Below are 24836 nucleotides of genomic sequence, written 5' to 3'. Positions count from 1 at the left end.
CTGGGCTCTCAGCACCCACTAAGACCACGCGTTTCACGGTGACACCCCGATTGCTACCGCGGCGCACCGGATGCCGGAAGCCCGGATGAATCGGCGTCCTGCGGGAGCAGCAGCGTGAACCTCGTCACCGGCAGACGGGACGAGAGCAGCAGTCGCCCGCCGAGCTCCTCCGCGAGTTGTTGCGCAAGGGCGAGGCCGTACCCGTTTCGGCCCGCGCCGGAGTAGCCGCGACGGAAGATGTCGTCCCCGGCTGCGATGCTGCCGCCCTCATCTTCGACGTCGATCGCGATCGCCCCGCGCGATTCCCGCACGCGGACGACAACCTCCCCTGCCCCGTGGACGTGGGCGTTCTCGAGCAGCACGTCGAGGATCTGCCGAACCGATTCCGGCACGGTCACGACCGTCATGCTCCGATCCGCGGCATCCACCCGCAACGGACGGCCTGCTGCGGCGAGAACACCATGCCAGCGCTCCTCCAGCCCCCGGACTTCGGACGCCACGTCGGTAGGTCGCCCTCGCGGCGTCCGCTCGGTCGACAGGAATTCGTCGACTGTGGCGGCGAGCGCGTCCACCCGCTCCAGCGCCCGGTCGATGACGGCGGGCGTGATGCTCTGCGGCGCGACCTGCGCGCTCTCGAGGATCGCCCGCAGGCCGGCCAACGGGGTTCGCAACTGGTGCGAAGCATCCTGCGAAAGACGACGTTCGCGCTCGACAAGGGCGCCGAGACGGTCAGCGGTCTCGCCGAGCGCGATCCCGGCGGCATCGATCTCCGCAACACCCGACGGAGCCACTCGGGCCTGAAAGTCTCCGTCCCCGAGCGCCTGCGCCGTGCGGGCGAGGTCCTCCATCGGCGCGGCGACCCGCCGGGCGGTCGCACGGGCGAGAAGGACACCCACGAGCAGGCACATCGCCGCTCCCACCACCATGGTCGCCCAGACGCCGAGGTCCCCCGCGACGACGACAGCGAGGGGCAGGGAGGCGCGCACGGCCCCCACCACCTGCTCGGAGGATGTGACGGGGACGACCGCGACCAGCGGGTCATCGAGACCCCGCTGGTCGGGCGCTCCGGAGAGCACGCCGGTTGCGGCGGCATCGGCGTGCGCTGGCCCGGTGCCGGCGATCCTGGTGCCGGCTCGGTCGTACAGCGCGAGCTCTACACGGGAATCGCTGGGCGGTGTGAGCTCGGGGACATCGCCGGCGGAGAACTGCGGATCGATCTGCGCGACCGCTGCCAGGGCATCGCGTTCCAGCTGCGAGCGCGTGTCGGCGACCGACAGGTTGAAGACCACCAGCGCGAGCGGCAGCAGGAACAGCATGAACGCGACCACCGTGCTCAGCACAGCGACGCGCTCGATCCGCTTCCTCATCGCACCTCCGATTCTCAGCGTCGCCTTACCGTCCCATTACCTGTTCCGGACGCTGCGCTTTCTGCGTCGTCCATACCGTGGGATGAGACGCTCCTGCCGACTGGAGGACCCTATGCCATCTCTCCGTATTCTGACGCGAACCGCCATCATCAGCGGCGTCGCCGGTGTCGCGCTCCTGATCGGACTTGCGGGATGCAGCTCGGCCGGCGGAGCAGGTGCCGCCGCGCACACCACGAGCGCCGAGACCAACCCGCTCGGCGACATCCCGGACAATCAGACGTTCGTCACGTACAGCCCCGCTGGTTCGCCGTACAGCATCAGCGTGCCCGAGGGATGGGCGCAGTCGACGAGCGGAACCGCCGCCACGTTCACCGACAAGCTCAACAGCGCGCAGTTCCAGTCGAAGCAGGCATCTTCTGCCCCGACCGTCGCCACGGTGAACAGCGACCTCGTCCCTGCGCTCAGTGCCCGTCAGCCGGGATTCGCGCTGACCGACGTCACGGAGTTCACGCGCAAGGGCGGCTCGGGGGTGCTGATCCGCTACGAACAGGATGCCCCCGCGAACGCCGTGACCGGCACGGGCCACCGGCAGGCGGTGGAGGACTACCTGTTCTGGAAGAACGGCAACGAGGTCGACGTGGTCCTCGTGTCTCCCGTCGGCGCCGACAACGTCGACCCGTGGAAACTGATCACGGATTCGTTCCAATGGAAATGACATCGGCCGCGCCCCGTCTCCACGCGGACAATCTGTACCGGTTCTTCCGAGCCGGTGACGAGGAGACACTCGCCCTGCAGGGAGTGACTCTCACGGTCGACCCTGGCGAAATGGTCGCGGTCAACGGTCCGTCAGGATCGGGAAAGTCGACACTGCTCTCGTGCCTCGCCGGCGTCGATGAGCCCGACGGCGGCACTGTGCGCATCAACGGCGAACGAATGAGCCACCGGGCCGAGACAGAGCGCGCCGCCCTGCGGGCACGCAGCGTCGGAATTCTCTTCCAGTCATCCAACCTGTTCGACCAGCTCAGCGTCCGCGACAACATCCTCCTGGCTCAGCGCATCGCGCCCCGCTCGTCAGTCGATGCCGACGAGATCCTCGACGAGGTCGGGTTGAGCGCGCGACGCGACGCTTACCCCGCAACCCTGTCGGGCGGCGAATCCGCTCGCGCCGGCCTCGCCGTCGCGATCGCCAATCAGCCCGCGGTGCTTCTCGCCGACGAACCCACCGGCGAGCTCGACAGCGTGACGGAGCATCAGATCCTCGACCTGCTGCGCCGCCACGCGGACACCGGGGCCGCGGTGATCGTGGTCACTCACAGCGAAGCTGTCGTGCGGCACGCCGACCGGTCCCTCACTCTGCTCGACGGACGGATCGCCACATGACCACATCGCTCGCATCCACTCCTCAGCCATCCGAAACCCCGCGGCATCCGCACCGCAACGACGATGCCCTCGTGCGCACGGTCGGCGCGGGTCACATCTACGGCGAGGGCCAGCGCGCGGTCGTTGCGGTCCGCGGCATCACGAAAGAGGTGCGGCGCGGAGATCGCATTGCGGTGACGGGGCCGAGCGGATCAGGGAAGTCGACCCTGCTCTATCTGCTGGCCGGAATCGAAACGCCCACCTCGGGCTCCATCGAATGGCCGGAATTCGGAGCCTCGCCGGTCGGACGGCCGACGTACATGGGAATGGTGTACCAGGGGTCGAGCCTTCTTCCGGCACTCGACGTCACCGAGAACGTCGCGCTTCCGCTCGTTCTCGCCGGCTCCACCGAGGCCGCCGCGCGGGACCGTGCGCATCGCGCGCTGCGCACGCTGGGCATCTTCTCTCTGGCTGACAAGCTGCCCGATGAGCTGTCGGGCGGTCAGGCCCAGCGGGTCGCGGTTGCGCGGGTGCTCGCGACCGAGCCCGAGCTCATCCTCGCCGACGAACCCACGGGCCAGCTCGATCACGGGACGGGCACCGAAGTCATCGATGCGCTCCTCGCAGTCGCCGATCACGTCGATGCGGCTCTGGTCGTGAGCACACACGACCCGGCCATCACAGTGCGGCTTCGGACGGAGTGGCGCCTCATCGACGGGGCCCTGACGGGTGAACGCACGCGCAGGGCTCAGCCATGACCCGGCTCTGGCTGCGCGGTCTGCTCCGCCGCCCAGGGGCATTCCTCGGCACGGTGGCGGGCATCGCCGTGGCTGTCGCCCTGTTCGCCAGCCTCGGAGCGTTCCTCTCCGCCGCGAACGGCTCGATGACCGCACGCGCGAGCGGCACCGTCGCGGTCGACTGGCAGGTCGAGGTGGCGGCCGGTGCCGACACGGCCGGCGTGGCGAAGACGGTGAAGGATGCCACCGGTGTCCGCGCCAGTCTGCCCGTGCGGTACACGCCCGTCGATGCCCTCATCGCGACGACGGGAGGGACGACGCAGACGACCGGCGCCGGAATGGTGCTCGAGATCCCCGCGGAGTATACGAGCACGTTCCCCAAGCAGGTGCGCTTTCTCACCGGGGCGCGTGCGGGGGTGCTGATCGCGCAGCAGACCGCATCCAACCTGCACGTCGGACCGGGCGACCGCGTGACCATCCGCACCCAGGGCGGAAGTGACATCCGGGTCACGGTCGCCGGCGTGATCGACCTGCCGCAGGCCAACTCGCTGTTCCAGATCGTAGGCGCGCCGCCTCAGTCGCAGCCGGTTGCGCCCCCGGACAACGTTCTGCTGCTGCCGTCGGCGGAATTCGCAACCCTGTCCGCGAGCATGGACCCGGCGAAGCAGGCAGCGATCACGACACAGCTCCACGTCATGCTCTCCCACCGCTTGCCGCCCGACCCGGCGTCTGCATATACGTCGGTCGTCGAGGCGGCACACAACCTGGATGCCGCGATGGCGGGCTCCGGTCAGATCGGCGACAATCTGGGCGCCGCACTGGATGCCTCCCGCGCGGATGCCGCATACGCCACGGTGCTGTTCCTGTTCCTCGGTCTCCCCGGCGCGGCTCTCAGCGCGATGCTGACCTTCGCGATCGCGCGAGGCGCCCGGGCACGCCGCCTGCGGGATCAGGCCCTGCTGCGCACGCGCGGGGCCAGCCTCCGTGTCATCGGCACGCTCGTCGCGGTCGAAGCTGTCCTCGCCGGATTGGTCGGCGGGGTCATCGGGCTCGGGGGAGCCGCGCTCATCGGCTGGGCGATGTTCGGTTCGCCCACCTTCGGCTCCTCGGTCGCCGCGGCGATCGGCTGGCCCGCCGTCGCGCTCACCGCCGGCCTGCTGATCGCGGCGCTGGCCATCCTGCTGCCGGCCTTGAGGGATTTCCGTACGGCGGAGGTCGCACGTGCGCGCACCCAGCTTCCGATTCGACGCGACCCGTGGTGGATGCGCATCTATCTCGATCTGCTGCTCATCGCGATCGCCGGCGTTCTCCTGCTCGTGACGACGCAGAACGGGTACACGCTCGTCCTCGCGCCGGAGGGTGTCACGGCCATCCAGATCGACTACTGGGCGTTCTTCGGGCCGGCATTGCTGTGGGTCGGGTCCGGCCTGCTCATCTGGCGCCTCACCGACGTCGTGCTCACACGTGGGCGTCGGGCGGTCACTGCGGCGGCCCGTCCCGTTGCCGGAAACCTCGCGTCGACCGCGTCCGCGACGATGACGCGACAGCGTTCGCTGTTCGCGACCTCCATCGTGATGCTCTCGCTCGCCCTCGCTTTCGCCATCTCGACAGCGGTCTTCAACGCCACCTACCAGCAGCAGGCCGAAGCGGACGCCCGTCTGACCAACGGGGCGGATGTCGCAGTGAGCTACCCTCCGGGGAGCGCGACTTCGCCGGCCGCGCTCGACGCGCTTCGGACGCTGCCGGGCGTCGACACGGTGGAGCCCCTGCAGCATCGGTACGCGTACGTCGGCAACGATCTCCAGGACCTCTTCGGGGTGCGGGCGGAAACCATCGGCGCGACGGCGTCGCTGCAGAACGCGTACTTCCAGGGCGGCACCGCGCAGGATCTGATGCACAAGCTCGCCACGACCCGGGATGCCGTCCTCGTCAGCGCGGAGACCGTCAAGGACTACCAGCTTCACCTGGGCGACACGATCAACCTCCGCCTGCAGAACCCGCGGAGCGGGGAGCTGACCACCGTCCCCTTCCGATACGTGGGAGTGGCGAACGAGTTCCCGACCGCCCCGAAGGACAGCTTCCTCGTGGCCAATGCCTCGTATGTCGCCGAGAAGACGGGGGACCCCGCGGTCTCCGTGGCGCTCGTCAACACCGGAACCGCCGATCCTGCAGACGTCGCTCGATCGCTGCAACACGAACTGGGCACCAGCGCGACGGTCGTCCCCATCGGAGCCGCGCGATCGGCAGTCGGGTCGAGTCTGACCTCCGTCGATCTCGCCGGCCTGACCCGGATCGAGCTCATCTTCGCGTTCGTCCTGGCCGCGGCATCCGGCGGGGTCGTGTTCGCGCTCGGCATCGTGGAGCGGCGCCGGTCCTTCGCAATCGCGTCCGTGCTCGGGGCCACCCCCCGGCAGCTGCGAAGCCTCGCCCTCGTCGAGGCGTTCACCGTCAGCGTCGGCGGCCTCGTCGCGGGTGCCCTCTTGGGATGGGGTCTCTCCGCCGCACTGGTGGGCGTCCTGTCCGGCGTCTTCGATCCCCCTCCCGACACGCTCACTGTGCCGTGGTGGAGTCTCGCCGGCGTTGCCGTCGCTGCTGTCGGCGCGATCCTTATCAGCGCTCTCATCGCGGCGCAGAACTCGAAGCGGCCCGCGATCGAGAGCCTGCGAGCGACCTGACCGGGTCCTCGGACTCCACAGTCAGGGGTCGAGCCGGTATCCGTACCCACGCAGCGTGGAGATGCGCGGCAGAGACCGCAGCGCCTCGTCGCCGACCGAGGACCCGGCCGCAGTCAGCCGCTGCCGCAGCGAGCCGACGTGCACGTCGAGCGTCTTCGTGCTCCCGAACCAGTTCGTGTCCCACACATCCGACATCAGATCCTCCCGGCTGACGGCGACACCCGGTGTTCGCGCCAACCTGAGGAGCAGATCGAACTCCCGCGCGCGCAGTCCGAGCTCGACATTGTGAACGAACGCGCGGCGGGATGCGGCATCCACAGTCAGAGACCCGACGACGAGCGGTCCGCCGGTCGCCGGCGAGTCGCCACGATACCGCCGCAGGTGGGCGCGAACACGCGCCAGCAGCTCCACCAGTCCGAACGGCTTCGTCAGGTAGTCATCCGCGCCGGATTCCAACCCGGCCACGACATCCAGTTCATCTCGACGGGCTGTGAGGATGATGAGCACTGCGGACGGTGCCACGACCCTGAGTTCGCGACATACGACCAGACCATCCAGATCAGGCAAGCCGAGGTCGAGGAGAACGAGATCCGGGTTGCCTTCGGCCGCCGCGTGAAGGCCCGAACGACCGTCCTTGCGCCAGGTCGTGTCGTAGCCGTTGGCGCCGAGCGCCGACGTCACCGTCGAACCGATCGTCTCGTCATCCTCGATGACCAGCACGGTGAACATGGGGGAAGCCTAACCGCCGGTCCAATCCCAGAGTGCGCCGTCGCTCGCGGCGTCGGAAGCCCCGCTGCAGTGGCCTGATCCATCGCTCAGCTGACTCATCCGATTCGGTGAACCCCCGTCTCGTGTGGAGCCATTTCACGGGAGTGATTCGGGTCAGGGCATGAGCTGAACTTGACGACCTGCCATGAGGAATGCGCCGACGCAGAAGTCATAGCTTTCGTTGGATGCCGCAGCACTGGGTCGGTCGCCAACGCCTTGGCAGTAGCCGAGAACGCCCTTCGTACTCACCGCAGTCAGCATGCCGTTCCACGCCTTGGCGACGTACGGCTTGTAGGTCGTCGAGGAGAGATATCCGTTGTTGATCCCGCGAGCGAGGCCGTAGACGAAGAGCGCGGTGCCCGAGGTCTCGGGGTTCGCGCAGCCGTTCTCCCCGCTGAACGTGGACGGACTGGTCTTGATGGGGCATATCGCTGTGGAACTGCCATCGGCCAGGTTCGCGCGCCAGAAACCGTCATTCGCGTTCTGCAGAGTGATGAGCTTCGCCGCCATCGCCCGAAAAGTGCTCAGGTACTCGGCATGATCGGCGCCCGTTGTCGGGATCTTGGGGAGAACCCGGGCGAGCGCGGCAAACATCCAACCGTTGCCGCGCGACCAGACCAGCTCCTTACCGTTGGAGAGTCTGATGGCGTTGGCACCTGCGAATCTCGTGTCCCGGTACCAGAGCTTGGTGGTGGAGTTCCAAAGACCGCGCTCCTTCAAGTTGTGGTACTCGTCGAAAGCCCGGGTGAGATAGCCGGTGTTGCCGGTCTTGGTATACCAGGCGACATATGTCGGCATCATCATCCACGCGGTGTCCACCCAGGTGAAGCGATTGACGGGGTCGCGCATGTTCGCCGCCATCTGACTGTCGAAGTAGCTGAGATCGGCGGTGGGGTACACCGTTGCTTTCAGATCGTAATACGTCAGGCCCGCAGCCAAGTGGTCGGGATGGGTCGTAATGGTGCCGTCGCCGGTGTTGCCGAACGGCCTCCACTTCCCCCTGTCAGCCCAATTCTTGCGAGGCAGGTCGTACTTCGTGTCGCCGGTGGCGTCTTTGAGAAGCGTGATCCCATGCAGAAGGACGGCGCTGTGCCAGTCGGTGTTCTTGGTGCTCATCGCTTCCAGGGCTTCGGTGGGCCAGGCCTGGACCTGAACCGCGCCGTTCGCGATGAAGTAGTCACCCACCAACCGCATCTTGGCGACTATCTGAGAATCGGTGGGCAGCGTCGTCGATACCGCCGCCAGGCTCGTCTGGCGGAATTCTCCAGGGGTTGGGGAGGCATCCGCACCAGATCGACCGCCAAGCCCGCAAGCCAGGCACGTCAGAGCCAGAGTGACGGTCAGGGGCTTGAGCAGGCCGTGCGGAAGAAACCGGCCCGAGCGCAGCTTGATCATCGAATTCACCTCGTTGGGGAAATCTGAAGCCTGGGTGGTGCAGGTCTCGTGCCGCGCTCACTGTGCCGTCACCTGCTCTGCGTCGACCGGTCTCGGCGACGTTCGAGACTGAGGAGGTTCGACGCGGCGGCGGCCTACTCAACGTCGCAAACACGTGCGGACTCTGTGAGGCTATCAGCGCCGCAGAAAGGTTGAGCTGGTGTGATGTGGTCGAGGATCATCCTGCGGGACTCGACACGGGACGATCGTGCTCAGACGGTCACCGTTGAGCGAGGGGCGGTCGTTCGGGTCGCACAAGCCGATCACGTCGCCGGCCACCTGTCCGAGATGAGATACCCGGCGTCTGCAGGTCGTCTCTGATTGCTGGCCGGGCAACACACCCTCTATGGGGAGGCCAAGACCAGACCCACCGCTGATCAGGCAGTCCCGCTAGCGGTAGGCGTGCCAGCCGCCCTCGTCAGCGGTGATAACGATGATCGAGGGTCCCCGATTCAGCGTGTACCGGCCGTTGACCGTGCCGATCTCGTTGACGAGAAGGTCCGCGTCGTAGCCCCACGTCGGGCTGTCGAAGTACTGCCACACGATGAAATTGCTGTCCCCGGAGTAGCCGAGTTCAACGCTGGTCGCGGCACCGTCGTACTTGTACACGCCCGAGCCATACCCTGACTGAGGGAGCGGCGCGGCCGACTCGATCGGCGACAGGGTGATGGTCCACGCACCGTCCGCGGTTATGTCGAAGTTGGCGGTCGGCTCGCCCCAGATGCCGTCGGCCTTCCCGTATACGGTGGCCCCGGTGAACCCGGCGCCAGAGGAGATCGCGTTGAAGAGCAAGTCCTGATCGTGGTAGGCGCTGTCGAGGGCCCAGACGATGAAGTTGCCGTCGCCCGCGAAGTCGGCCGAGATGATTCCCGAGGACATGCCCGCCGGGACGGAGACGATGTCATCGCCATAGCCCGAGATCGTCTTGCTCGTGAACACGCCGAACTTCTTCGCGTACCACGAGGCGTCCGCGATCGAGCCGGTCGCCGCGCTGGTCTTGCTCGCGCTTGCGTAGCCTGACTTTGATCCGGTCACCTTCACGGTCATCGTCTTGCCGATGTCGGCAGAGACGAGCTTGTAGGTGGACGCGGTGGCGTTGCTGATGGCGGCGCCGTTGCGATACCACTGGAACGTGAGCGTCACCGGGGACGGACCCCAGGTGCCTGGCACCGCCGTGAGGGTGTATCCGACTCGCTTCGTACCGGAGACGGTCGGCGTTGCGGTTGTCAACGTACCCGCCGCGACGACCGCGGTCTTCGCCGACGTGCGACTCACCGTCGTGACGCCAGACTTCCTGCCCGTGACCTTGACGCTGATCTGCTTGCCCTTATCGCTCGCGGTGAGCTTGTAAGCACTGGCGGTCGCACCCGTGATCGCAGTTCCGTCGCGCAGCCATGCGTAAGTGAACGCCGTTCCGACAGTCCATGTGCCGGGCTTCGCCGTCAAAGTCGATCCGACCTTCGCAGCACCGGCGATGGTCGGTGTCGCCGCGAGCATGGTCTTCGTGGTGTTGGCGGAGGTCAGCGACACGGTCGCGAAGCCCGACTTCCTGCCGGTGACCTTGACCGTGATGAGCTTGTCGGAGTCGCTCGGCGTCAGCGTGTAGGTGTTCGTCGTCGCGCCCGTGATTGCGGCGCCGGCGCGCAGCCAGACGTAGGAGAGCGTCGCGCCGCTGGTCCAGACACCAGGGTTCGGGGTGAGCTTCGTGCCGACCACCATGGAGCCGGAGATCGTGGGCGCGGGCGACGTGAGAACCTTTCCCGTCGCGGCCGAGGTCTTCGTGATTGTGGCGAAGCCCGATTGAGTCCCCGTGACTTTCACACTGATCGCCCTGCCGGCATCGGCGGACACCAGCCTGTAGGTGCTGCTCGTGGCGCCCGAGATGGCCGTGCCGTCGCGCAGCCACTGGTAGGCGAGGCTCGTGCCGGTCGTCCAGATGCCCGCCGTCGCTGTGAGCGCCTGGCCGACCGCGACAACGCCCGAGATCTTCGGGGTGGCAGCAGAGACAGCCTTGGCCGGCGCAGCTGAGGTGCGCATGATCGTCGCGTATCCGCTGTTCGCGCCCGTGACCTGAACCGTGATGACCGTGCCGTTGTCAGTTGACGCGAGCTTATACGTGCCCTGGGTAGCGCCAGCGATCGCAGTGCCGTCGCGAAGCCACTGGAACGTGAACGACGTTCCGGTAGTCCAGGCACCCGCGGAAGCCGTGAGCGTCTCCCCGACCGCGTAGGTTCCCGTCACCTTCGGGGTTGCGACGATCGCAACCATTGCGGATGCTGTCGAGGTCGTCACCTCGTGGGTGTAGCCGGCCTTCGTTCCGCTCACGCGGACGGAGATCGCCCTGCCGGCGTCGGCCGTGGTGAGCTGGTATGTGCTGCCGGTCGCGCCGGTGACCACCAAGCCGCTGCGCAGCCATTCGTAAGTGAAGGTCGTGCCACTGGTCCAGGTTCCCGGCTCCGCGGTCAGGGTCTCGCCGACCGCGAGAGTGCCGCTGATGGTCGGCGTCGCGGCGGTGATCGTTCCGGCGGCGACTTGGCCGGTGGCCGCGGATGTCACCGTGGCCGAGCCGAAGCCGTCGCGGTGGGCGGTGACTGCGACAGAGATGGTGCTCCCGAGGTCGCCGGGGACGACTGAGTATGTCGGGTCGGTCGCGCGGTCGATGGCGTCGGCACCGCGGAACCATTGCCGTGTGAAGGTGAGGCCACGCACGCTCCACTCGCCGTCGCTGGCGACCAGGGATGCGCCCACCTGGGCTGAGCCCGTGATCTGCGGGGCGCTTGCAGCCTCGATCGCGCTCGGAAGGAGCACGATGTCGATGCCTCCGACCGGCGCTGACCCGACGACAACGAGACCGTCCGTGGCATCAACCCTGGGCATCACATCGGTGGATGGGTACCAGGTCGCAAGGAAGTCGGAACCGACGGCCTCGTCCGCACGCACGGCATACGTGCCGTCGGCAACGGCTTCGAAGGCGAAGTCACCGTTCGCGTCGGTCATCACCTCGGCGGTCGGCTCCGGTGCCCAAGCACCGTCGACGAGCGCGAACAGCTCAACGTGAGCATCGACAAGCGGTGCAGCGACCACGTCGCTGACGCTGCCCGTGATGGCACCCGTCGGCAGCTCGATCTCATCGGCATGGACGGGCGCCGCGACGATCATCGGAGCGAGCAACCCGAAGAGGAGCGTGGCAGAAATGAGCGCCGCATTACGAAGCCGAGGCGACGCGGACAAGGGTACGGGGTTCATTCATTCTCCACTGATGGGGGCGGCACTCTTCCGGACGCACAGTGCGGTTGCGTACTGACGGACAAACCACCTTGGTCTGAGCTCTAAACGGAGGGTAACTGAATCTTATCAGTGCGCTATGAATAGCTTAAAAGCCCGAGGCGAGCTCTCGGAGCACTCACAGCGGCTGAAGTGGCAGGAGGGGCGGCCGCTGTCGGGATCCAGCTGAAGTACAACTGAACCAGTTCCCGAGATCGCCCGTAGATCCGGTCAGGCTTCGACTCGGGGGCGGAAGTTCTGGATCAGTATCAGGATGCTCACTCCGAACACCCATGCCGGGAAGACCAGGGTCACCCACAGGCTGAGCGTCGTGACGAAGAGCAGGAGGATCGCCACTGCATATGTCACGAATGCGAGCCATCGCGGCATGACCCCGGTGCGCAGCCACATCGTGCCCAGCGAGATCAGAAGCACTCCCGCCATCCGGAGTGCATAGATGTTGCTCACCTGCAGCATCACGGCCCGTCCGAATGTTGCCACTCCCGTGCGACTCTCTTGGCCGGTGAGCAGTGGGATAGTGGCAACGATCCCCCCGGCGATCGCGGCCGAAACGAAGACCATCGCGAGAAAGAGCAGCCCGCTGCCGATGAAGACCGAAGAGAAGAGCTGGTCTTCCGTCTCTTTGAAGCGATCACGGACGACGCCCATGAACCAGAGGAAGGCGATTCCCGCGAACGGCACGAGCGACAGACCGATCGACAGCCGAGTCGCGGCGGCAGCGTCCAACCAGCGACTCCCGGGCGAAAGGCGATCAGGCAGCGACGTGCGCATCAGAACCAGGGCGGCCGCGAAGAGCAGGGCGAACAGCACTCCGGCCAGCGCGGCGGCGCGGGGAGAGTTCATCCGTCTGCCTGGATAGGCTCGGCCCGTCGGTTCGGTCATGGTCACTCCGTCCGTCAGGTGGTTCCGGTGCGGCGCCCTCAGACGGGAGGTTGTGCGCCCTGTCGGGACGTTGCCGCTCGAGACTCAGATCTCGGCCGCCTCCAAGCGTCCCGAGCTGATCGCGGCGGTGAAGGCGCGGTAGTCGGCCTCGTTCTGGTCGGCGTATGCCTCGGCGAAGTCCGCGATGGCCTCATCGAACACCGAGGACTTGCCGAGGTACGCCGCGATCTGGATGCGGTCGCCGGATCGTGCGTGTGCACGCGCGAGCGTCTCCCCGCAGATCCTTGCGTAGAGCATCGCTCCGTTCGGCACCATCACCTCGGGATCGATGGACCCCTTCCAGTCGTTTAGTTGTCGGACATAGAAGTCCCGCTCCAACCCGCCGTCGCCGGTCGCGCTCTGCCAGCCCAGGAAGATGTCGCTGGAGGCCTGCATCACTCGCTGACCGCGTACGACCCGCTCGCCGTGGGTCTTGTACTTGCTCGGCTCGAGGAAGCGCTCGAGTACCGACGCCTGCGCTTCCTTCGCCTGCAGGAAGAGGGGGTCGGCATCGTCGCGACCCGTCAAGAGCAGAATCCAGGCACGGGTGCCGACGCTGCCGACTCCGACCACTTTGCGGGCCATGTGGACATAGGTGTACTCGGAGAGCGGATGCCGTTCGATGAGCAGCGTCGTCTGATACTCCGCGAGCAGCTCGCGGATCGTGGCTTCGAGCTCTTCGGCGGTTCGGTCATCCCCGACAACGTCTTCCACCGGGACGATGAGCGGCGGGTCGGCGATGATCCGGAGCTTTCCGTCAACCCGAGTGGCGAGCTTCGAGAACGCCTTCAGTCGGTCCTTGGTGCGGGCTTTCGCGACAACGGCGTCGAACCCCTTCACTTGGCGCTTGCCTGCATGTGCGGCAGTGCGTTCGTCGCGCACCCAGGCCTGCACCTGTTCGGCGTCGAGCGTTTCGTACCACGCGTCCAGGACGGATGCCGCCGAAGCGCCGAGCATGTGCTCCCGGTAGCCGCGCGTCGCGGCAAGAATCAACGAGCGACGCTCGGCATCGGTGAACCCGCGGTGCCGGCCGGCGATCTCGAAGCTTGCCACCAGTCGCTTGAGATCCCACTCGAACGGCCCGGGATGCGTCTCATCGAAGTCGTTGATATCGAACACCAGTCGACGTTCCGGCGACCCGAACAGCCCGAAGTTCGACAGGTGCGCGTCGCCGCACAGCTGTACCGTCAGTCCGCTGGACGGTATGGTCGCGAGATCCGCTGCCATCAGCAAGGCCGCGCCGCGGTAGAAGGTGAACGGTGAGACCCTCATCCGCGCGTGCCGGACGGGGATCAGTTCCGGCACACGCGACTCGGCCTGTTCCTCGAGCAACGACACGGGGTCGAGCCGATCGGGCGCGGGCGCCCAGCCGCCGTGGCTCGAACGTGGCGTGCGTTCCCTCGCGGCGCGTCCGATCTCGCGGCGTTCGCTGATGCCGGCGGACGGGGTGACGGCATCCAGCACCGTTGCAGATGGATTGCTCATTTGAAGTCTCCTCAATCTCCTGACCGACCCTCGATGCTGGCCGATGGCCTGGGTTCCTGCGTCGGCTATTGCCGCGCCATGGCGATCCGCAGGCGTTCGTCGGGATCGATCAGGTGGTCGTTGTCTTCGTCTCCGATGTCGATCTGCACCCAGTGGATCTTGCCGGTGAAGCGACTGCTCTGCGCGGTGTAGTCGGCGCTGACGGATGTCCCGGACTCGTAGCCCACGTCGGTGGTTTCGTCCGCCGAGAAGATCATGGGTTGAGTCGCGCCGACGCGCCCGGTGCCGACAGCGGCCCCGTCGTAGTACAGGGTGAGGTCTCCTCCCTTGGCAAGACCGCCGCCGTCGTAGGCGAACTCCGTCCGCACCTGGTGCTTGCCGGCATCCAGGACCGTGTCTGCTCGGCTGGTGAACTGGTGGATGCCGAGCAGGTTGTACACGAACGTCGCCTTTCCGTCGGCGAAGTACAGACTCCATCCGCCGAAGCGTCCGCCCTGCGCGATGATCACACCCTCCGCCCCGCGCTCGGGAACGTCGATCTCGGCGGTGACGGAGAAGGACTTGTTCTTGATGCTGATCACGCTGTTCTCCGACAGCCTGCCCATGCCCGGGAACAGCAGCTGAGACGTGCCATGGATCAGGGTCGGCCGCCCGGCCAGCTCCGGGTTGAGCCGTTCGGCTCCGCGGTCGTCGATCGGCAGCACGTTGTACTTGACCGCTTCGATCAGCCACAGCCGCTGCAATTCGTGCAACCTCTCGGGCTGCTCGGCGGCCAGGTTGCGGGCCTGGCTGAAGTCCGCGGTGCCGTCATAGAGCTCCCACACGTCGTCGTCGAATGCTGCGAGCGCACCGCCGGTCATCACCCACGGAGTGCGGTGCTTGGTGACCGCGCTGGTGCCCTGGAAGTAGACCCCGCGGTTGCCGAACATCTCGAAGTACTGCAGGTCGTGACGCTCGGGCGCTGACGGGTCGTTGAAGGAGTAGACCATGCTCGTGCCCTCCATGGGCGACTGCAGCACTCCGTTCACCAGCGTCGGCTCGGGAAGGCCGGCCGCCTCGAGGATCGTCGGCGCGATGTCGATGACATGGGTGAACTGGGTGCGTCGACCGCCCTTCTCCTCGATGCCGGCCGGCCAGTGCACGATCGTGCCGTTGCGGGTGCCGCCCCAGTGCGAGGCCACCTGCTTGGTCCACTGGAACGGCGCATTCATCGCCCATGCCCACCCGACCGCGTAGTGGTTGTAGGAGGTCGGCGAGCCGAGCTCGTCGATCTTGGAGATCATGAACTCCGGCGTCTCCACGGCCGCCATCCCGTTGAAGTTCGCCATCTCGTTGAACGCCCCGTTGAGGGTGCCTTCAGCGGACGCTCCGTTGTCGCCGATGATGTAGTAGATCAGGGTGTTCTCGAGCACCCCGAGATCCTCGATGGCATCGATGACTCGTCCGACGTGATGGTCGGTGTGCTCCATGAACCCGGCGTAGACCTCCATCTGACGCTCGAGCGCCGGCTTCAACTCTTCGGGCATGTCATCCCACGCCGGGATCTCGGCGTGCCGCGGCGTGAGGTCGGTGTCGGCCGGAATGACCCCCAGTTCCTTCTGCTTCGCGAAGGTGCGCTCGCGCTGCACGTCCCAGCCATCGCTGAACTGGCCCTTGTACTTGTCGGCCCATTCCTTGGGGACATGGTGCGGCGCGTGGGTGGCGCCGGGGGCGAAGTACACGAAGAACGGCTTGTCGGGCATCAGCGCCTTCTGGGTGCGGATCCAGCTGACCGCGCGGTCGGCGAGGTCCTCGGTGAGGTGGTAGCCCTCCTCGGGCGTGGCCGGCGGTTCGACGGGTGTCGTGCCGTCGTACAGCGCGGGCTCCCACTGGTTGTTCTCCCCCCCGATGAAGCCGTAGAACGTCTCGAACCCTCCGCCGGCCGACGGCCAGGCGTCGAATGGTCCCATCGGCGACGACTGCCACACCGGCACTTCGTGACACTTGCCGAACTGGGCGGTGGAGTAGCCGTTGAGCTTGAGCGTCATCGCCAGGGGAGCCTTGGTGTTGGGTCGCACCGAGCTGTTTCCAGGTGCCGACGTTGCCGTCTCGGTGATGCTGCCCATCCCGACCGAGTGATGATTCCTGCCGCTGAGCATGGCCGCGCGGGTCGGCGCGCACAGCGCTGTCGTGTGGAACCTGTTGTACTTGAGCCCTCCCGCCGCCAGCTTCTCGGCGTTCGGCGTGTAGCAGGGTCCCCCGAACGCACTGGATGCCCCGAACCCGGTGTCATCGATCAGCACGATGAGCACATTCGGAGCCCCGTCCGGCGGAAGCAGCGGCTCGATCGGCGGGAACGAGGTCGCGGGATCCTTGGCGTCGTACGTCGTCAGACCGGGCGCCGCCCGGTCAGGGATCGGCAGCATTGCGCGTGCATGGCGATCGGGAATCATGAGCGTTCCTCCTGGCTTGGATTGATGTCCGCGACTGCACGCTAGCCCCGGGCACAGCGCGGCGCGTCATGCGATCTGGGTGATGCAGCGAGCGAACCCGCAACGTACCTTCGGCTGGGACGGGAATCGTCCCGTGGCGAAGGGATGACGGATGGCGAACTACCGAGACCGACTGCGCCGTCTCGCCGTGAACGATCCACGCCAGCTCGAGGACGCGCTCAGCGCGGCATCCGAGCCGGCCGCAGTCGATCCGAGAACGCTGTCACTCGCCAGGCTCGCCGCGCTGATCGCGGTGGGAGGCTCGGAGCCGACCTTCGGCGAATCCACCGACGCGGCGCTCAGCGCGGGAGCTTCGGCCGACGAGATCGTCGACGTCTTGACCGGCATCGCCTCGGTTGTGGGGGTGCCACGGGTGGTCTCGGCGGCATCCAGCCTCGCACTCGCGCTCGGCGTCGACGTGGAGTCCGTCCTCGACTGAGTCGCTACGCCCCGAGCAGCCCCAGGGTCGTCGCGAGCTCCACGGCTTCGCTGCGCGATGTGGCACCCAGCTTGCGATAGATCGAGCTGACCTCGGTGCCGACGGTGTTGCGCGACACGAAGAGCCGCGCGCCGATCTCGGGGAGCGTCAAGTGCGTCTGAAGGTAGGGCAGCAGCCGCAGCTCCGCCGGAGTCAGGGGCGGACCGCCGGTGCCGCCTGCCGCGGTCGTGGTGACCAGATCACGCAACGCGGCGAACTGCTCGACGAGCGCGCCAAGGGCCGGCCGGTGCAGCAGCACATCCTCGATCTCGCGCACCAGGTGACGGGCTGTGGATGCATCGCCCATGGCCCAGTACGTCGTCGCGAGATGGATCCGCAGCCGCACCGCAACCGTGGGCAAGACCCACGTGCTGACGGGACGGGCGCGCATCGCTCGTGTGAGCTCGCGTTCCGCCGCCCTGGTGTCTCCACGCTGCAGCGAGAGCCGCGCCGCCGCGGCGAAGGACAGCAGCGTGGTCGCGTAGTCCTCCAGGCGGTGCTCCTCGATGAGCGTGAGCGTGGCGTGGATCAGTTCCGATCCGCGCTCCCACTGGCCGCGGGCCATCGCCATCATGGCGAGGTGGGTGTTGCACCTGGCCTGGACATCGACGTTCCCCGTCGCCGCCCCCAGCTGCGCAGCCTCGATGAAGTATGGGGCCGCGTCGTCGGGACGCCCATCGAGCAGGTGCGCCTCGCCCACCAGGCTCACCGCTAGGGGTCGCCATGGACTCCACGGCGGCTCGACGGCGAAAGCAAGTTCGGCATCGGCGAGCATCTGCTCCGGGCCACCCGCACACATCGCCGCACGCAGCATCGCGCGAGTCGAGGGGAACGACGCGGTCCCGTCCGCAGGCACGCCGTCGAAGATCGCGGCGTCGGCGATCCTCGCCCAGCGGTCCGCCTCGGCCGAATGACCAGAAAGCACCGCCATCCAACCCGACAGCACAGCGAGCGGCGGGTAAGCCTCGATCCGCTCGTCCCCGAGCGACGCCAGCCACCGTTGGAGCGTCGCCATCTCTCCTGTCTGATACGTCATCAGACCGAGACTGTCGATCAAGAGGGCGCAATGACCGCGGTCCGGGGTCTGGAGCAGGTGCTCGATGGCCATCGCGGGTGTGCGCCGGGATTCGAACCACGCGGCTGCGCGCGCGTGCAGTTCCGGGATGATGTCCGGCTCTTCGCGACGCAGTTCCCCGAGGAGGAACTCCCGGTAGAGGGGATGATAGCGATACCACTCTCGGGTGCGATCCTGCGGGATCAAGAAGACGTTCGAGGCTTCGAGCTCCCGGAGGCGGCCCCCCGGTCCGGCCTCTCCGATCACGGCGAGACACAGCTCTTCGGTGAGGTTGTCGAGGATCGAGGTGCGACGCAGGAATCGCCGAACAGCCTCCGGCAGAGCACTGAACGACTCGCCGTAGAGGTAGTCGGCGACGTAGCGGTCTTCTCCCGAGATGACCGCGGCCGCGTCCTTGGTGTCGTGCGCGATCATGGCCGCGAGATGCAGGCCGACCGGCCATCCCTCTGTTCGTTCGATGACGGCCTGCGCCATGGTGGCCGAGAGTTCCACCTTGGCGTGGCGGAAGATCTGCTGGGCGGCTGCCGAATCCATCGCGAGATCTTCCACCCCGATCTCCAGGACATCCCCGATCGCACGGTGGCTGGGCACATAGGGCTGGGACGTGCGGCTCGCACCGACGAACTGGGATCCCTCGGGCACTCCGGCGAGCACGACGCTCAGCACGTCATGGCATGCGGGCGATGTCAGCAGATGCAGGTCATCCACCATGAACATGAACGGCTTCTCGCTCGTGCGCAGCACCGCGGCCAGCCTCGGGGCGGCGCGGCCGAGGGTTGCGAGCGCATGTACGCGCATGTCGGGAACAACAGTGGGGTCGGCGCCGGTCGCCCGCACGAACGCCGACGCCAGCAGCGAGAGCAAGCCGACGGGATCGTCGTCGAACCGATCCAGCAGAACCCAGGCGACGGCACGGTCTTCCGTGGCAGCCCACTCGACCAAAAGACTGGTCTTGCCGTATCCGGCGGGGGCGCTGACCGCGACGACGCGCGCACCGCTGGTACGCGCTCTCTCGACAGTCTCGACGCGACTGACGAAGTCACGGCGAAGAAGGGGGACGGAGAGTTTGGCGTCGAGAAGCGATCTGTCCAGATCGAACGGATCGACGCCGGGTTCGGGAGTGGGCCCGGTCACGCGTGAAGCCTAGTGGCGGTGCGGAGCGGCCACCAGGCGGCGGGGACCGCGAGCCAACATGCGCGGAGCGACACGATCCGGTATGCCGCGGCCGGGATCACCGACATCACACGATCTGCGTGATGCCTCGGCACAAGGGTCGCCGATACGTTGGCCCCCATCAGCGGGGGCGACCGTGCATCCGCCCGAACGAAAAGGCATTTCGACATGAGTATCTGGGACTTCCTCGTGTGGACGTTCTGGGTGTACATCGCGGTTGCGTGCATCTGGATCTTCATCACCATCATCATGGACGTGTTCCGCGACCCCGAGCTCGGCGGTGGGGGCAAGGCCCTCTGGGTGCTGTTCCTGGTGTTCGTTCCGTTCCTTGCGGCGTTCATCTACCTCATCGCCCGGGGCCGCAAGATGTCGCAGCGGCAGGTTGACCAGGCGCGCCAGGCCCAGGCCGAGACCGACAGCTACATCCGCGAGGTCGCGGGAAGCACGTCACCGACCGCCGAGATCGAGTCGGCCAAGAAGCTGCTCGACTCGGGCGCGATCACCCAGGCCGAGTTCGACACCCTCAAGACTCGGGCGCTCGCCACGGCCTGACCGAACCATCAACGAGAGAGGACGGACTGAAATGAGCGAATACGAACTATCCGAACTGGGACCGGTTGACTTCCTCGTCATCGAGTTCCCCGAAGGACAGCAGAACTTCACCGGCGAGATGGCGGAGGAGCTGTTGCGACTGGTCGATGCCGGCACGATCCGGGTGATCGATGCGATCATCCTGACCAAGGACGAGGACGGCACCGTCGATGCCCTCGAGCTCTCGGATGCCGGCGACCTCGGCGAGCTCGCCGAACTGGAGGCCGGACTCGCGGAGCTGCTGGCGGCGGACGACGTCGTGCACCTCGCGAATGCGATGGACCCGGGCAGTGTCGCCGGTGTGCTGGTGTATGAGAACGTGTGGGCGGCACCATTCGCATCAGCCGCGCGCCGGGCCGGCGGTCAGCTGATCGCCAACGGTCGCATCCCCATCCAAGCGATCATCGCCTCGATCGAGGCCGATGGCGAACTCGAGACGACAGGAGCCTGACATGCCACTCAGAGCAGCACGAGTAGGACGGGTCGGCGTCGTCGGCGCCCCCGTCGCCAAGGCCGCGGTCGTAGCCTCGGCGGTCGGTCCTGGACCGTCCCCGGTTGCCAAGACGGCGGTCGTCGCGGCCGCTGTGACGCCCGGCCGGCGGCGGCGGATCTAGGCGCTCCGCCGATCGAGGCGAACTCGGAGTGCCGAATGGCGCTCCGGGTTCGCCTCTTGCGTTGGCAGATCGATCAGCCGACGCACTCGGCGATCTCCCGGAAGCCCCGCGCACCGGCGCCCGCACAGATCATCCACACCGACCGCATATCGCGACCGCGTCAGCCTCGACCGACGCGGCCGCGGTCCACGTGCTCCGACATGACATGTTCGATTTCGATCACCGGGATCGGGCTCGATTCGGTTCAGCTGCCGCCGATCTGTTGCGTCGAGCAGACCGGGGCAGGGACTTCGCGCGGGTCCATCCACGACCTCAAGGTTTCGTCGAACGCAGCGCTACCTGCGTGACGAGCGCGCGCAGCCACCGGTGCGTGGGGTCGGCGTCCACACGCGGGTGCCAGAACATGGCGTAGTCGAGGCCCGTGATCTCGTGGGGCGGCTCGGCGATCCGCAGCGAGTCGTCGGCGTGCCGCTCGGCCAACCGACGCGGGAGGACCGCGATGAGTTGCGTCCGGCGCACCGCTGCGACCGCGGCGGTGAAGTACGGCACGCGGATCTCCGTCTTCGTCTGCACACCCAGCCGTTCGAGCTGGCTGATGACGATCGTCTGCTGTGGAAACATGCCGGCGACGGTCGCATGCGGATATGCGGCGAGGTCGGCAACGGTGAGCCGCGCGGCCCGAAGCGGATGCGATCGCGAGAGCACGCAGACGAAGTCCTCGGTGAACAGCTGCTCGCGGCGCAGGTGCGGCATGCCGGCGAGCGGCGTCAGCACAAGGTCAACGCGTCCCTGATCGAGGTCGCTGAAAGTCGCGCTCGCCATCGGCGTGATGATGAGCGACATGTTCGGCGCTTCGGTCGTGAAGCGCGGGAAGAGCTCCTCACCGAGGATCGTCACCGGATAGTCGGATGCCGAGACCCGGATGGTGTCGGTCGCCGTCGCCGCGTCGAAGGACGCGCCTTCGAACATCGCGCGGATAGCCGGCAGCAGCGTCGCGAGCTCGTCCTGAAGCATCCGCGCGCGTGGAGTCAGCTGGTATCCCGCAGGAGTGCGCACGAGCAGCTCGTCGCCGCATGCGGCACGCAGCCGTGCGAGGGTGCGGCTCATGGCGGACTGCGTGATGTTCGCCCGATCAGCCGCGCGCGAGACGTTGCGTTCGCGGAGCAGAAGCTCCAGAGGGCGGAGGAGATTCAAGTCCACGTTCTCGATATGCACATTGTGCATAGTAGTCCTGCCTTGGAATGCATTGGACTACTACCGGAGCGTGTGCGAATCTGTGCCCACCCGACAGAACGGAGCAGGTCGATGGCGACCGATTCCCGCACCGACATCCGCGTGATCTCGGAGCCCACACTCCTGGCGTTCGCATTCGTGCTGCTCATCCTCGAAGGCTACGATCTCGCCGCCCTGGGCGTCACGCTGCCATCCATGCTCGCGGACCAGAGCTTCGGGATGACCACGGCTCTGGGCGGCATCTCCGGTGCCGTCACGGCGCTCGGCATGCTTGTCGGCGCCGCGCTCACCGGCATCCTCTCCCATCGAGTGGGTCCGCGTCGGCTCCTCATCACCGCAACGATCGTGCTTCCGATCGGCATGCTGCTCTGCGGCGTCGCACCATCCGCTGGGCTGTTCATCGTGGGCCGCGCAGCCGTCGGCATCGGTCTCGGCATGGTTCCCGCCAATCTGCTCCCGCTCGTGGCCGACCTCTCAGCCGGGGAACGGAGGTCCCGCAACGTCGGCATCGCCATGTCGGGCATCGCCCTCGGCGGACTCTGCGCCCCGCTCATCGGCGCGGCTCTCCTTCCCGGGCAGTCGTTCCGCTGGATCTACCTGATCGGCGCGGTTCCTGCGCTCTTCGCCATCCCCTTCGTCATCCGCCTCCTCCCGGAAAGTCCTGTGCACCTTGTGCGGACGGGCCGTATCGAACAGGCACGTGCCCTGACCGAAGCGCGGGCAATCGCACTTCCCACCGTCACAGCCGAGGACCGCCCAGGGGCCCTGGGGTTGCGCCCGCTCTTTCAGCCTGGCCTTCGCCTCGTCACGATCCTCTTCTGGCTCATGGCGGCGTGTGCACTCCTGCTGGTGTTCGGTGTCACGGCATGGCTCCCCACGATCATGCAGGAGTCGGGATTCGAACTCGGCTCCGCGCTGCTGCTCACGGCGGTCGTCGCGGTCGGCGCAGGCGCCGGCATGATCCTCGGCGGACAGGTCGCGGATGCCGTCGGCCCGAAGCTCGTGACGATCATCGCCTTTCTCGCGGGCGCCGTCAGCCTCGTCCTCATCGCACAGAAGCCCGACCTCTGGGCGCTGCTCCTCTTGATGCTGGTGTGCGGATTCGGCCTCAACGGCACTCAGGCGCTCATCAATGCCTTCGTGCTGTCGCGCTACCCCGCCGACATCCGCGGAAACGGGTTGAGCTGGACGCTCGCCGCCGGCCGTCCCGGGGCGATGGTCGGGCCGCTCCTCGGAGCATGGGTGCTGACCTCGGGCCTCGGTGTGCAATGGAACTTCTACGTCTTCGCGATCGTCGGATTGATCGGCGCCGTGCTCGCACTCTCGGTGCCGACCAGCCGTCGCGATGCCCGCTGACCATCACGACGGGGCGGCGCCATGAAGGTCATCGCGCTCGAAGAGCACATGTTCCCCCGGGACATCATCCAGTCCGCGAACCTCGACTTCGGCTTGCGCGCGAGCGCCCGGGTCGAGCAGCTCGACGACGTCGACGAAGGGCGGCTTCAGGTGATGGATGCCGCGGGCATCGACGTCCAAGTGCTCTCGGCGCTCGGGTGGACCGTGCAGAACCTCCCGCCGGCCCGGTCGATCGACGTCAGCAGGCTCCTCAACGAGCGGCTGGCGAGTGCTGTGGGGCGTCATCCTGACCGCTTTTCCGCCTTTGCTTCCCTTCCGGTGACCGATCCGCTGGCGGCTGCGGATGAGCTCACCCGCACCGTGGAGGAGCTCGGTTTCGTCGGTGCGATGATCCACGGGCAGACTCGCGGCGTCTTCCTGGACCATCCCTCGATGCGCCCGATCCTGTCCGCCGCCGAGCGCCTCGAGGTTCCGCTCTACCTCCACCCCGCCCCGCCGCCGCCGACCGTGATGGACGCGTACTACTTCGACCTGGAACCGGCGGTCGCCGCGTGCCTTTCGACCTCGGGCTGGGGCTGGCACTCGGAGACCGCGATGCACGTGCTCCGGATGGTCGTCGACGGTGTGTTCGAGGAACTCCCCAGCCTCACCCTCATCGTCGGACACATGGGCGAGGGCCTTCCCTTCCACCTCGATCGGATCGACGACATGCTCACGCCCGTCGTGACCGGCCACTCCCTCACGGTGGCCGAGACGCTGCGACGAAACCTGCACCTGACAACCTCGGGGTACGTCGCCGACGCGCCGCTGCAGTGCGCACTCGCGACGTTCGGAGTCGAGCACATCCTGTTCTCGGTCGACCATCCCTTCGCCAGCAGCACACGGGCGACGACCAACCTGCGGTCCGCTCCGCTCTCGGAGAGGGACCGGGAGCAGATCGCCCACCGCAACGCCGAGGCGCTGCTGCGCATCTGACGCGTGGTGGGCAGAAAGGTGATCGGCTGGATGGTCTCAGGTCGGGCCAGCACCACTCTCGGGCCACGATGAGCGGCGAAGCAGCTCCCACACGCGAGTGAGCCGACCGACCATGTCGATCGTCGGATCGTGCAGCCACTCCACCTGGAATCCGTCCGAGGTCGCGACAATGAGGTCCGCCGCCTCGGCAACGTCAAGATCCGGACCCATCTCGCCCTCCTCCTGCGCACGCTCGATGGCGCTGGAGAGAAGACCACGAACCCACGCGTAGCGCTCGACGAAGTAGTCGTGCGCCGGGTGCCCGACGATGCTCGCTTCGGCGGCGAACTCGGCGTAGAGCTGTACGAGGCCTGGCACTTGGGTGTTGTGTTGGATGACCGAGAGGAAGCCTTCGAAGCGAGGATTCGGCGCGTAGTACTCGTCGAGGTCATGAACGTCGCGAGCACGAAGCACCTCTTGATACAGCTCTTCGCGTGAGCCGAAATGATGCATCAGACCGGGCTGGGTCAGTCCGACGCGCTCCGCGATCTCGCTGGTGGTCGCCTTGCGGCATCCGTTCTTCGCCACCACTTCGAGCGCAACCGCGAGGATTTCCTCGCGCTTGGCCACGCCCTTGGCGTACGCACCCCGACCACCCATGTCCGTCAGCTCCCCAGGCGAGGATCCTCGCGACCGACCCTGCCGTCCCGAGGATACCGCGGGGAGAAACGGTCGCGGCTTACCTCACCTTCTTGATCGGTATGATCACGACCGCGCCGATCAGGGCGGCGGCGCCGGCGACCCAGAGCACCAGGGTGAAGTTCGGGTAGGCGCCGACGTAGGCGAGGATGCCGGTGAGC

The 24836-nt window shown here is 67.0% G+C and carries 20 protein-coding genes; 10 read left to right on the top strand and 10 right to left on the bottom strand.

All coding sequences use genetic code 11. The annotated features are described in order from the left end of the window. Window positions 1-53: 53 nt before the first annotated feature. Entirely contained in the window at window positions 54-1367 is a 1314-nt protein-coding gene (locus ABD212_RS13045) for a sensor histidine kinase (protein WP_344095307.1), read from the bottom strand. Between the two features lie 112 nt (window positions 1368-1479). On the opposite strand from ABD212_RS13045, the gene ABD212_RS13040 reads away from it, so the two are divergent. The 4 genes from ABD212_RS13040 to ABD212_RS13025 are packed head-to-tail and all read left to right on the top strand — an operon-like array spanning window position 1480 to window position 6138. Continuing rightward, window positions 1480-2082, top strand: a complete 603-nt coding sequence (locus tag ABD212_RS13040; protein WP_344095305.1) for a hypothetical protein — start codon at window positions 1480-1482, stop codon at window positions 2080-2082. Beyond that, on the top strand, window positions 2073-2747 hold the full coding sequence (locus ABD212_RS13035; protein ID WP_344095303.1) for an ABC transporter ATP-binding protein: 675 nt from the start codon (window positions 2073-2075) through the stop codon (window positions 2745-2747). Before ABD212_RS13040 ends, ABD212_RS13035 begins: the two co-directional genes overlap by 10 nt. Next, on the top strand, window positions 2744-3484 hold the full coding sequence (locus tag ABD212_RS13030) for an ABC transporter ATP-binding protein (RefSeq protein ID WP_344095301.1): 741 nt from the start codon (window positions 2744-2746) through the stop codon (window positions 3482-3484). The genes ABD212_RS13035 and ABD212_RS13030 overlap by 4 nt, the downstream gene beginning before the upstream one ends. After that, a complete protein-coding gene (locus tag ABD212_RS13025) occupies window positions 3481-6138 on the top strand; it encodes an ABC transporter permease (RefSeq protein ID WP_344095300.1) in 2658 nt (885 codons plus the stop codon). The genes ABD212_RS13030 and ABD212_RS13025 overlap by 4 nt, the downstream gene beginning before the upstream one ends. A 21-nt stretch (window positions 6139-6159) precedes the next feature. On the opposite strand, the gene ABD212_RS13020 is transcribed toward ABD212_RS13025, so the two are convergent. From ABD212_RS13020 to ABD212_RS12995, 6 genes are all read right to left on the bottom strand, one after another. After that, window positions 6160-6867 carry a response regulator transcription factor gene (locus ABD212_RS13020; protein WP_344095298.1) on the bottom strand — a complete coding sequence of 236 codons (708 nt, stop codon included), beginning with the start codon at window positions 6865-6867 and terminating at the stop codon, window positions 6160-6162. 153 nt (window positions 6868-7020) lie between these two features. Then, window positions 7021-8301: a glycoside hydrolase family 88 protein gene (locus ABD212_RS13015; RefSeq protein ID WP_344095296.1), complete on the bottom strand. Its 1281-nt coding sequence runs from the start codon at window positions 8299-8301 to the stop codon at window positions 7021-7023. Between the two features lie 429 nt (window positions 8302-8730). Next, window positions 8731-11511, bottom strand: coding sequence for a hypothetical protein (locus ABD212_RS13010; protein WP_344095294.1), 2781 nt, complete (start codon window positions 11509-11511; stop codon window positions 8731-8733). Between the two features lie 324 nt (window positions 11512-11835). Next, window positions 11836-12468, bottom strand: a complete 633-nt coding sequence (locus ABD212_RS13005; RefSeq protein WP_344095292.1) for a hypothetical protein — start codon at window positions 12466-12468, stop codon at window positions 11836-11838. A 123-nt stretch (window positions 12469-12591) separates the two neighbouring features. After that, the gene (locus tag ABD212_RS13000; RefSeq protein ID WP_344095290.1) at window positions 12592-14031 is read right to left on the bottom strand and encodes a DUF2252 domain-containing protein; all 1440 of its coding nucleotides are present in this window, start codon (window positions 14029-14031) and stop codon (window positions 12592-12594) included. 65 nt (window positions 14032-14096) lie between these two features. Continuing rightward, window positions 14097-16463: an arylsulfatase gene (locus ABD212_RS12995; RefSeq protein WP_344095288.1), complete on the bottom strand. Its 2367-nt coding sequence runs from the start codon at window positions 16461-16463 to the stop codon at window positions 14097-14099. 151 nt (window positions 16464-16614) lie between these two features. On the opposite strand from ABD212_RS12995, the gene ABD212_RS12990 reads away from it, so the two are divergent. Beyond that, window positions 16615-16941 (top strand): carboxymuconolactone decarboxylase family protein, encoded by a 327-nt coding sequence (locus ABD212_RS12990; protein WP_344095286.1) that lies wholly within the window; start codon window positions 16615-16617, stop codon window positions 16939-16941. A 4-nt stretch (window positions 16942-16945) separates the two neighbouring features. Here the strand turns inward: ABD212_RS12990 and ABD212_RS12985 are convergent, their stop codons facing one another. After that, window positions 16946-19189: a winged helix-turn-helix domain-containing protein gene (locus ABD212_RS12985; protein ID WP_344095284.1), complete on the bottom strand. Its 2244-nt coding sequence runs from the start codon at window positions 19187-19189 to the stop codon at window positions 16946-16948. A gap of 207 nt (window positions 19190-19396) precedes the next feature. Here ABD212_RS12985 and ABD212_RS12980 point away from each other — a divergent pair, with 207 nt between their 5' ends. From ABD212_RS12980 to ABD212_RS12970, 3 genes are read left to right on the top strand one after another with little or no spacing between them, the layout of a single operon-like run. Beyond that, a complete protein-coding gene (locus ABD212_RS12980; RefSeq protein ID WP_344095282.1) occupies window positions 19397-19780 on the top strand; it encodes an SHOCT domain-containing protein in 384 nt (127 codons plus the stop codon). Window positions 19781-19811: 31 nt separating this feature from the next. Then, window positions 19812-20270 (top strand): DUF6325 family protein, encoded by a 459-nt coding sequence (locus tag ABD212_RS12975; RefSeq protein WP_344095280.1) that lies wholly within the window; start codon window positions 19812-19814, stop codon window positions 20268-20270. 1 nt (window position 20271) lies between these two features. Beyond that, window positions 20272-20433, top strand: coding sequence for a hypothetical protein (locus ABD212_RS12970; protein ID WP_344095278.1), 162 nt, complete (start codon window positions 20272-20274; stop codon window positions 20431-20433). 312 nt (window positions 20434-20745) lie between these two features. Here the strand turns inward: ABD212_RS12970 and ABD212_RS12965 are convergent, their stop codons facing one another. Further along, window positions 20746-21648 (bottom strand): LysR family transcriptional regulator, encoded by a 903-nt coding sequence (locus tag ABD212_RS12965; protein WP_344095276.1) that lies wholly within the window; start codon window positions 21646-21648, stop codon window positions 20746-20748. A 90-nt stretch (window positions 21649-21738) separates the two neighbouring features. Between ABD212_RS12965 and ABD212_RS12960 the strand changes: the two genes are divergently transcribed. Then, window positions 21739-23022, top strand: coding sequence for an MFS transporter (locus tag ABD212_RS12960; RefSeq protein WP_344095274.1), 1284 nt, complete (start codon window positions 21739-21741; stop codon window positions 23020-23022). Between the two features lie 21 nt (window positions 23023-23043). Continuing rightward, window positions 23044-23997 (top strand): amidohydrolase family protein, encoded by a 954-nt coding sequence (locus ABD212_RS12955; protein ID WP_344095273.1) that lies wholly within the window; start codon window positions 23044-23046, stop codon window positions 23995-23997. 36 nt (window positions 23998-24033) lie between these two features. On the opposite strand, the gene ABD212_RS12950 is transcribed toward ABD212_RS12955, so the two are convergent. Continuing rightward, complete coding sequence (locus ABD212_RS12950; RefSeq protein ID WP_344095271.1) at window positions 24034-24636, bottom strand: TetR/AcrR family transcriptional regulator; 603 nt, start codon at window positions 24634-24636, stop codon at window positions 24034-24036. Window positions 24637-24836 lie beyond the last annotated feature (200 nt).

Source organism: Microbacterium deminutum (assembly GCF_039530205.1).
GTDB classification, from domain to species: Bacteria; Actinomycetota; Actinomycetes; order Actinomycetales; family Microbacteriaceae; genus Microbacterium; species Microbacterium deminutum.
Note: the sequence above shows the minus strand (reverse complement) of the source record. Positions and strands in the feature narration are given on the sequence as shown.

What these genes read in the sequence shown, in the direction of transcription:
- ABD212_RS13045 (WP_344095307.1), bottom strand. Translation starts at nt 1,367, where the DNA reads ATGAGGAAGCGGATCGAGCGCGTCGCTGTGCTGAGCACGGTGGTCGCG.
- ABD212_RS13040 (WP_344095305.1), top strand. Translation starts at nt 1,480, where the DNA reads ATGCCATCTCTCCGTATTCTGACGCGAACCGCCATCATCAGCGGCGTC.
- ABD212_RS13035 (WP_344095303.1), top strand. Translation starts at nt 2,073, where the DNA reads ATGGAAATGACATCGGCCGCGCCCCGTCTCCACGCGGACAATCTGTAC.
- ABD212_RS13030 (WP_344095301.1), top strand. Translation starts at nt 2,744, where the DNA reads ATGACCACATCGCTCGCATCCACTCCTCAGCCATCCGAAACCCCGCGG.
- ABD212_RS13025 (WP_344095300.1), top strand. Translation starts at nt 3,481, where the DNA reads ATGACCCGGCTCTGGCTGCGCGGTCTGCTCCGCCGCCCAGGGGCATTC.
- ABD212_RS13020 (WP_344095298.1), bottom strand. Translation starts at nt 6,867, where the DNA reads ATGTTCACCGTGCTGGTCATCGAGGATGACGAGACGATCGGTTCGACG.
- ABD212_RS13015 (WP_344095296.1), bottom strand. Translation starts at nt 8,301, where the DNA reads ATGATCAAGCTGCGCTCGGGCCGGTTTCTTCCGCACGGCCTGCTCAAG.
- ABD212_RS13005 (WP_344095292.1), bottom strand. Translation starts at nt 12,468, where the DNA reads ATGAACTCTCCCCGCGCCGCCGCGCTGGCCGGAGTGCTGTTCGCCCTG.
- ABD212_RS13000 (WP_344095290.1), bottom strand. Translation starts at nt 14,031, where the DNA reads ATGAGCAATCCATCTGCAACGGTGCTGGATGCCGTCACCCCGTCCGCC.
- ABD212_RS12995 (WP_344095288.1), bottom strand. Translation starts at nt 16,463, where the DNA reads ATGATTCCCGATCGCCATGCACGCGCAATGCTGCCGATCCCTGACCGG.
- ABD212_RS12990 (WP_344095286.1), top strand. Translation starts at nt 16,615, where the DNA reads ATGGCGAACTACCGAGACCGACTGCGCCGTCTCGCCGTGAACGATCCA.
- ABD212_RS12980 (WP_344095282.1), top strand. Translation starts at nt 19,397, where the DNA reads ATGAGTATCTGGGACTTCCTCGTGTGGACGTTCTGGGTGTACATCGCG.
- ABD212_RS12975 (WP_344095280.1), top strand. Translation starts at nt 19,812, where the DNA reads ATGAGCGAATACGAACTATCCGAACTGGGACCGGTTGACTTCCTCGTC.
- ABD212_RS12970 (WP_344095278.1), top strand. Translation starts at nt 20,272, where the DNA reads ATGCCACTCAGAGCAGCACGAGTAGGACGGGTCGGCGTCGTCGGCGCC.
- ABD212_RS12960 (WP_344095274.1), top strand. Translation starts at nt 21,739, where the DNA reads ATGGCGACCGATTCCCGCACCGACATCCGCGTGATCTCGGAGCCCACA.
- ABD212_RS12955 (WP_344095273.1), top strand. Translation starts at nt 23,044, where the DNA reads ATGAAGGTCATCGCGCTCGAAGAGCACATGTTCCCCCGGGACATCATC.
- ABD212_RS12950 (WP_344095271.1), bottom strand. Translation starts at nt 24,636, where the DNA reads ATGGGTGGTCGGGGTGCGTACGCCAAGGGCGTGGCCAAGCGCGAGGAA.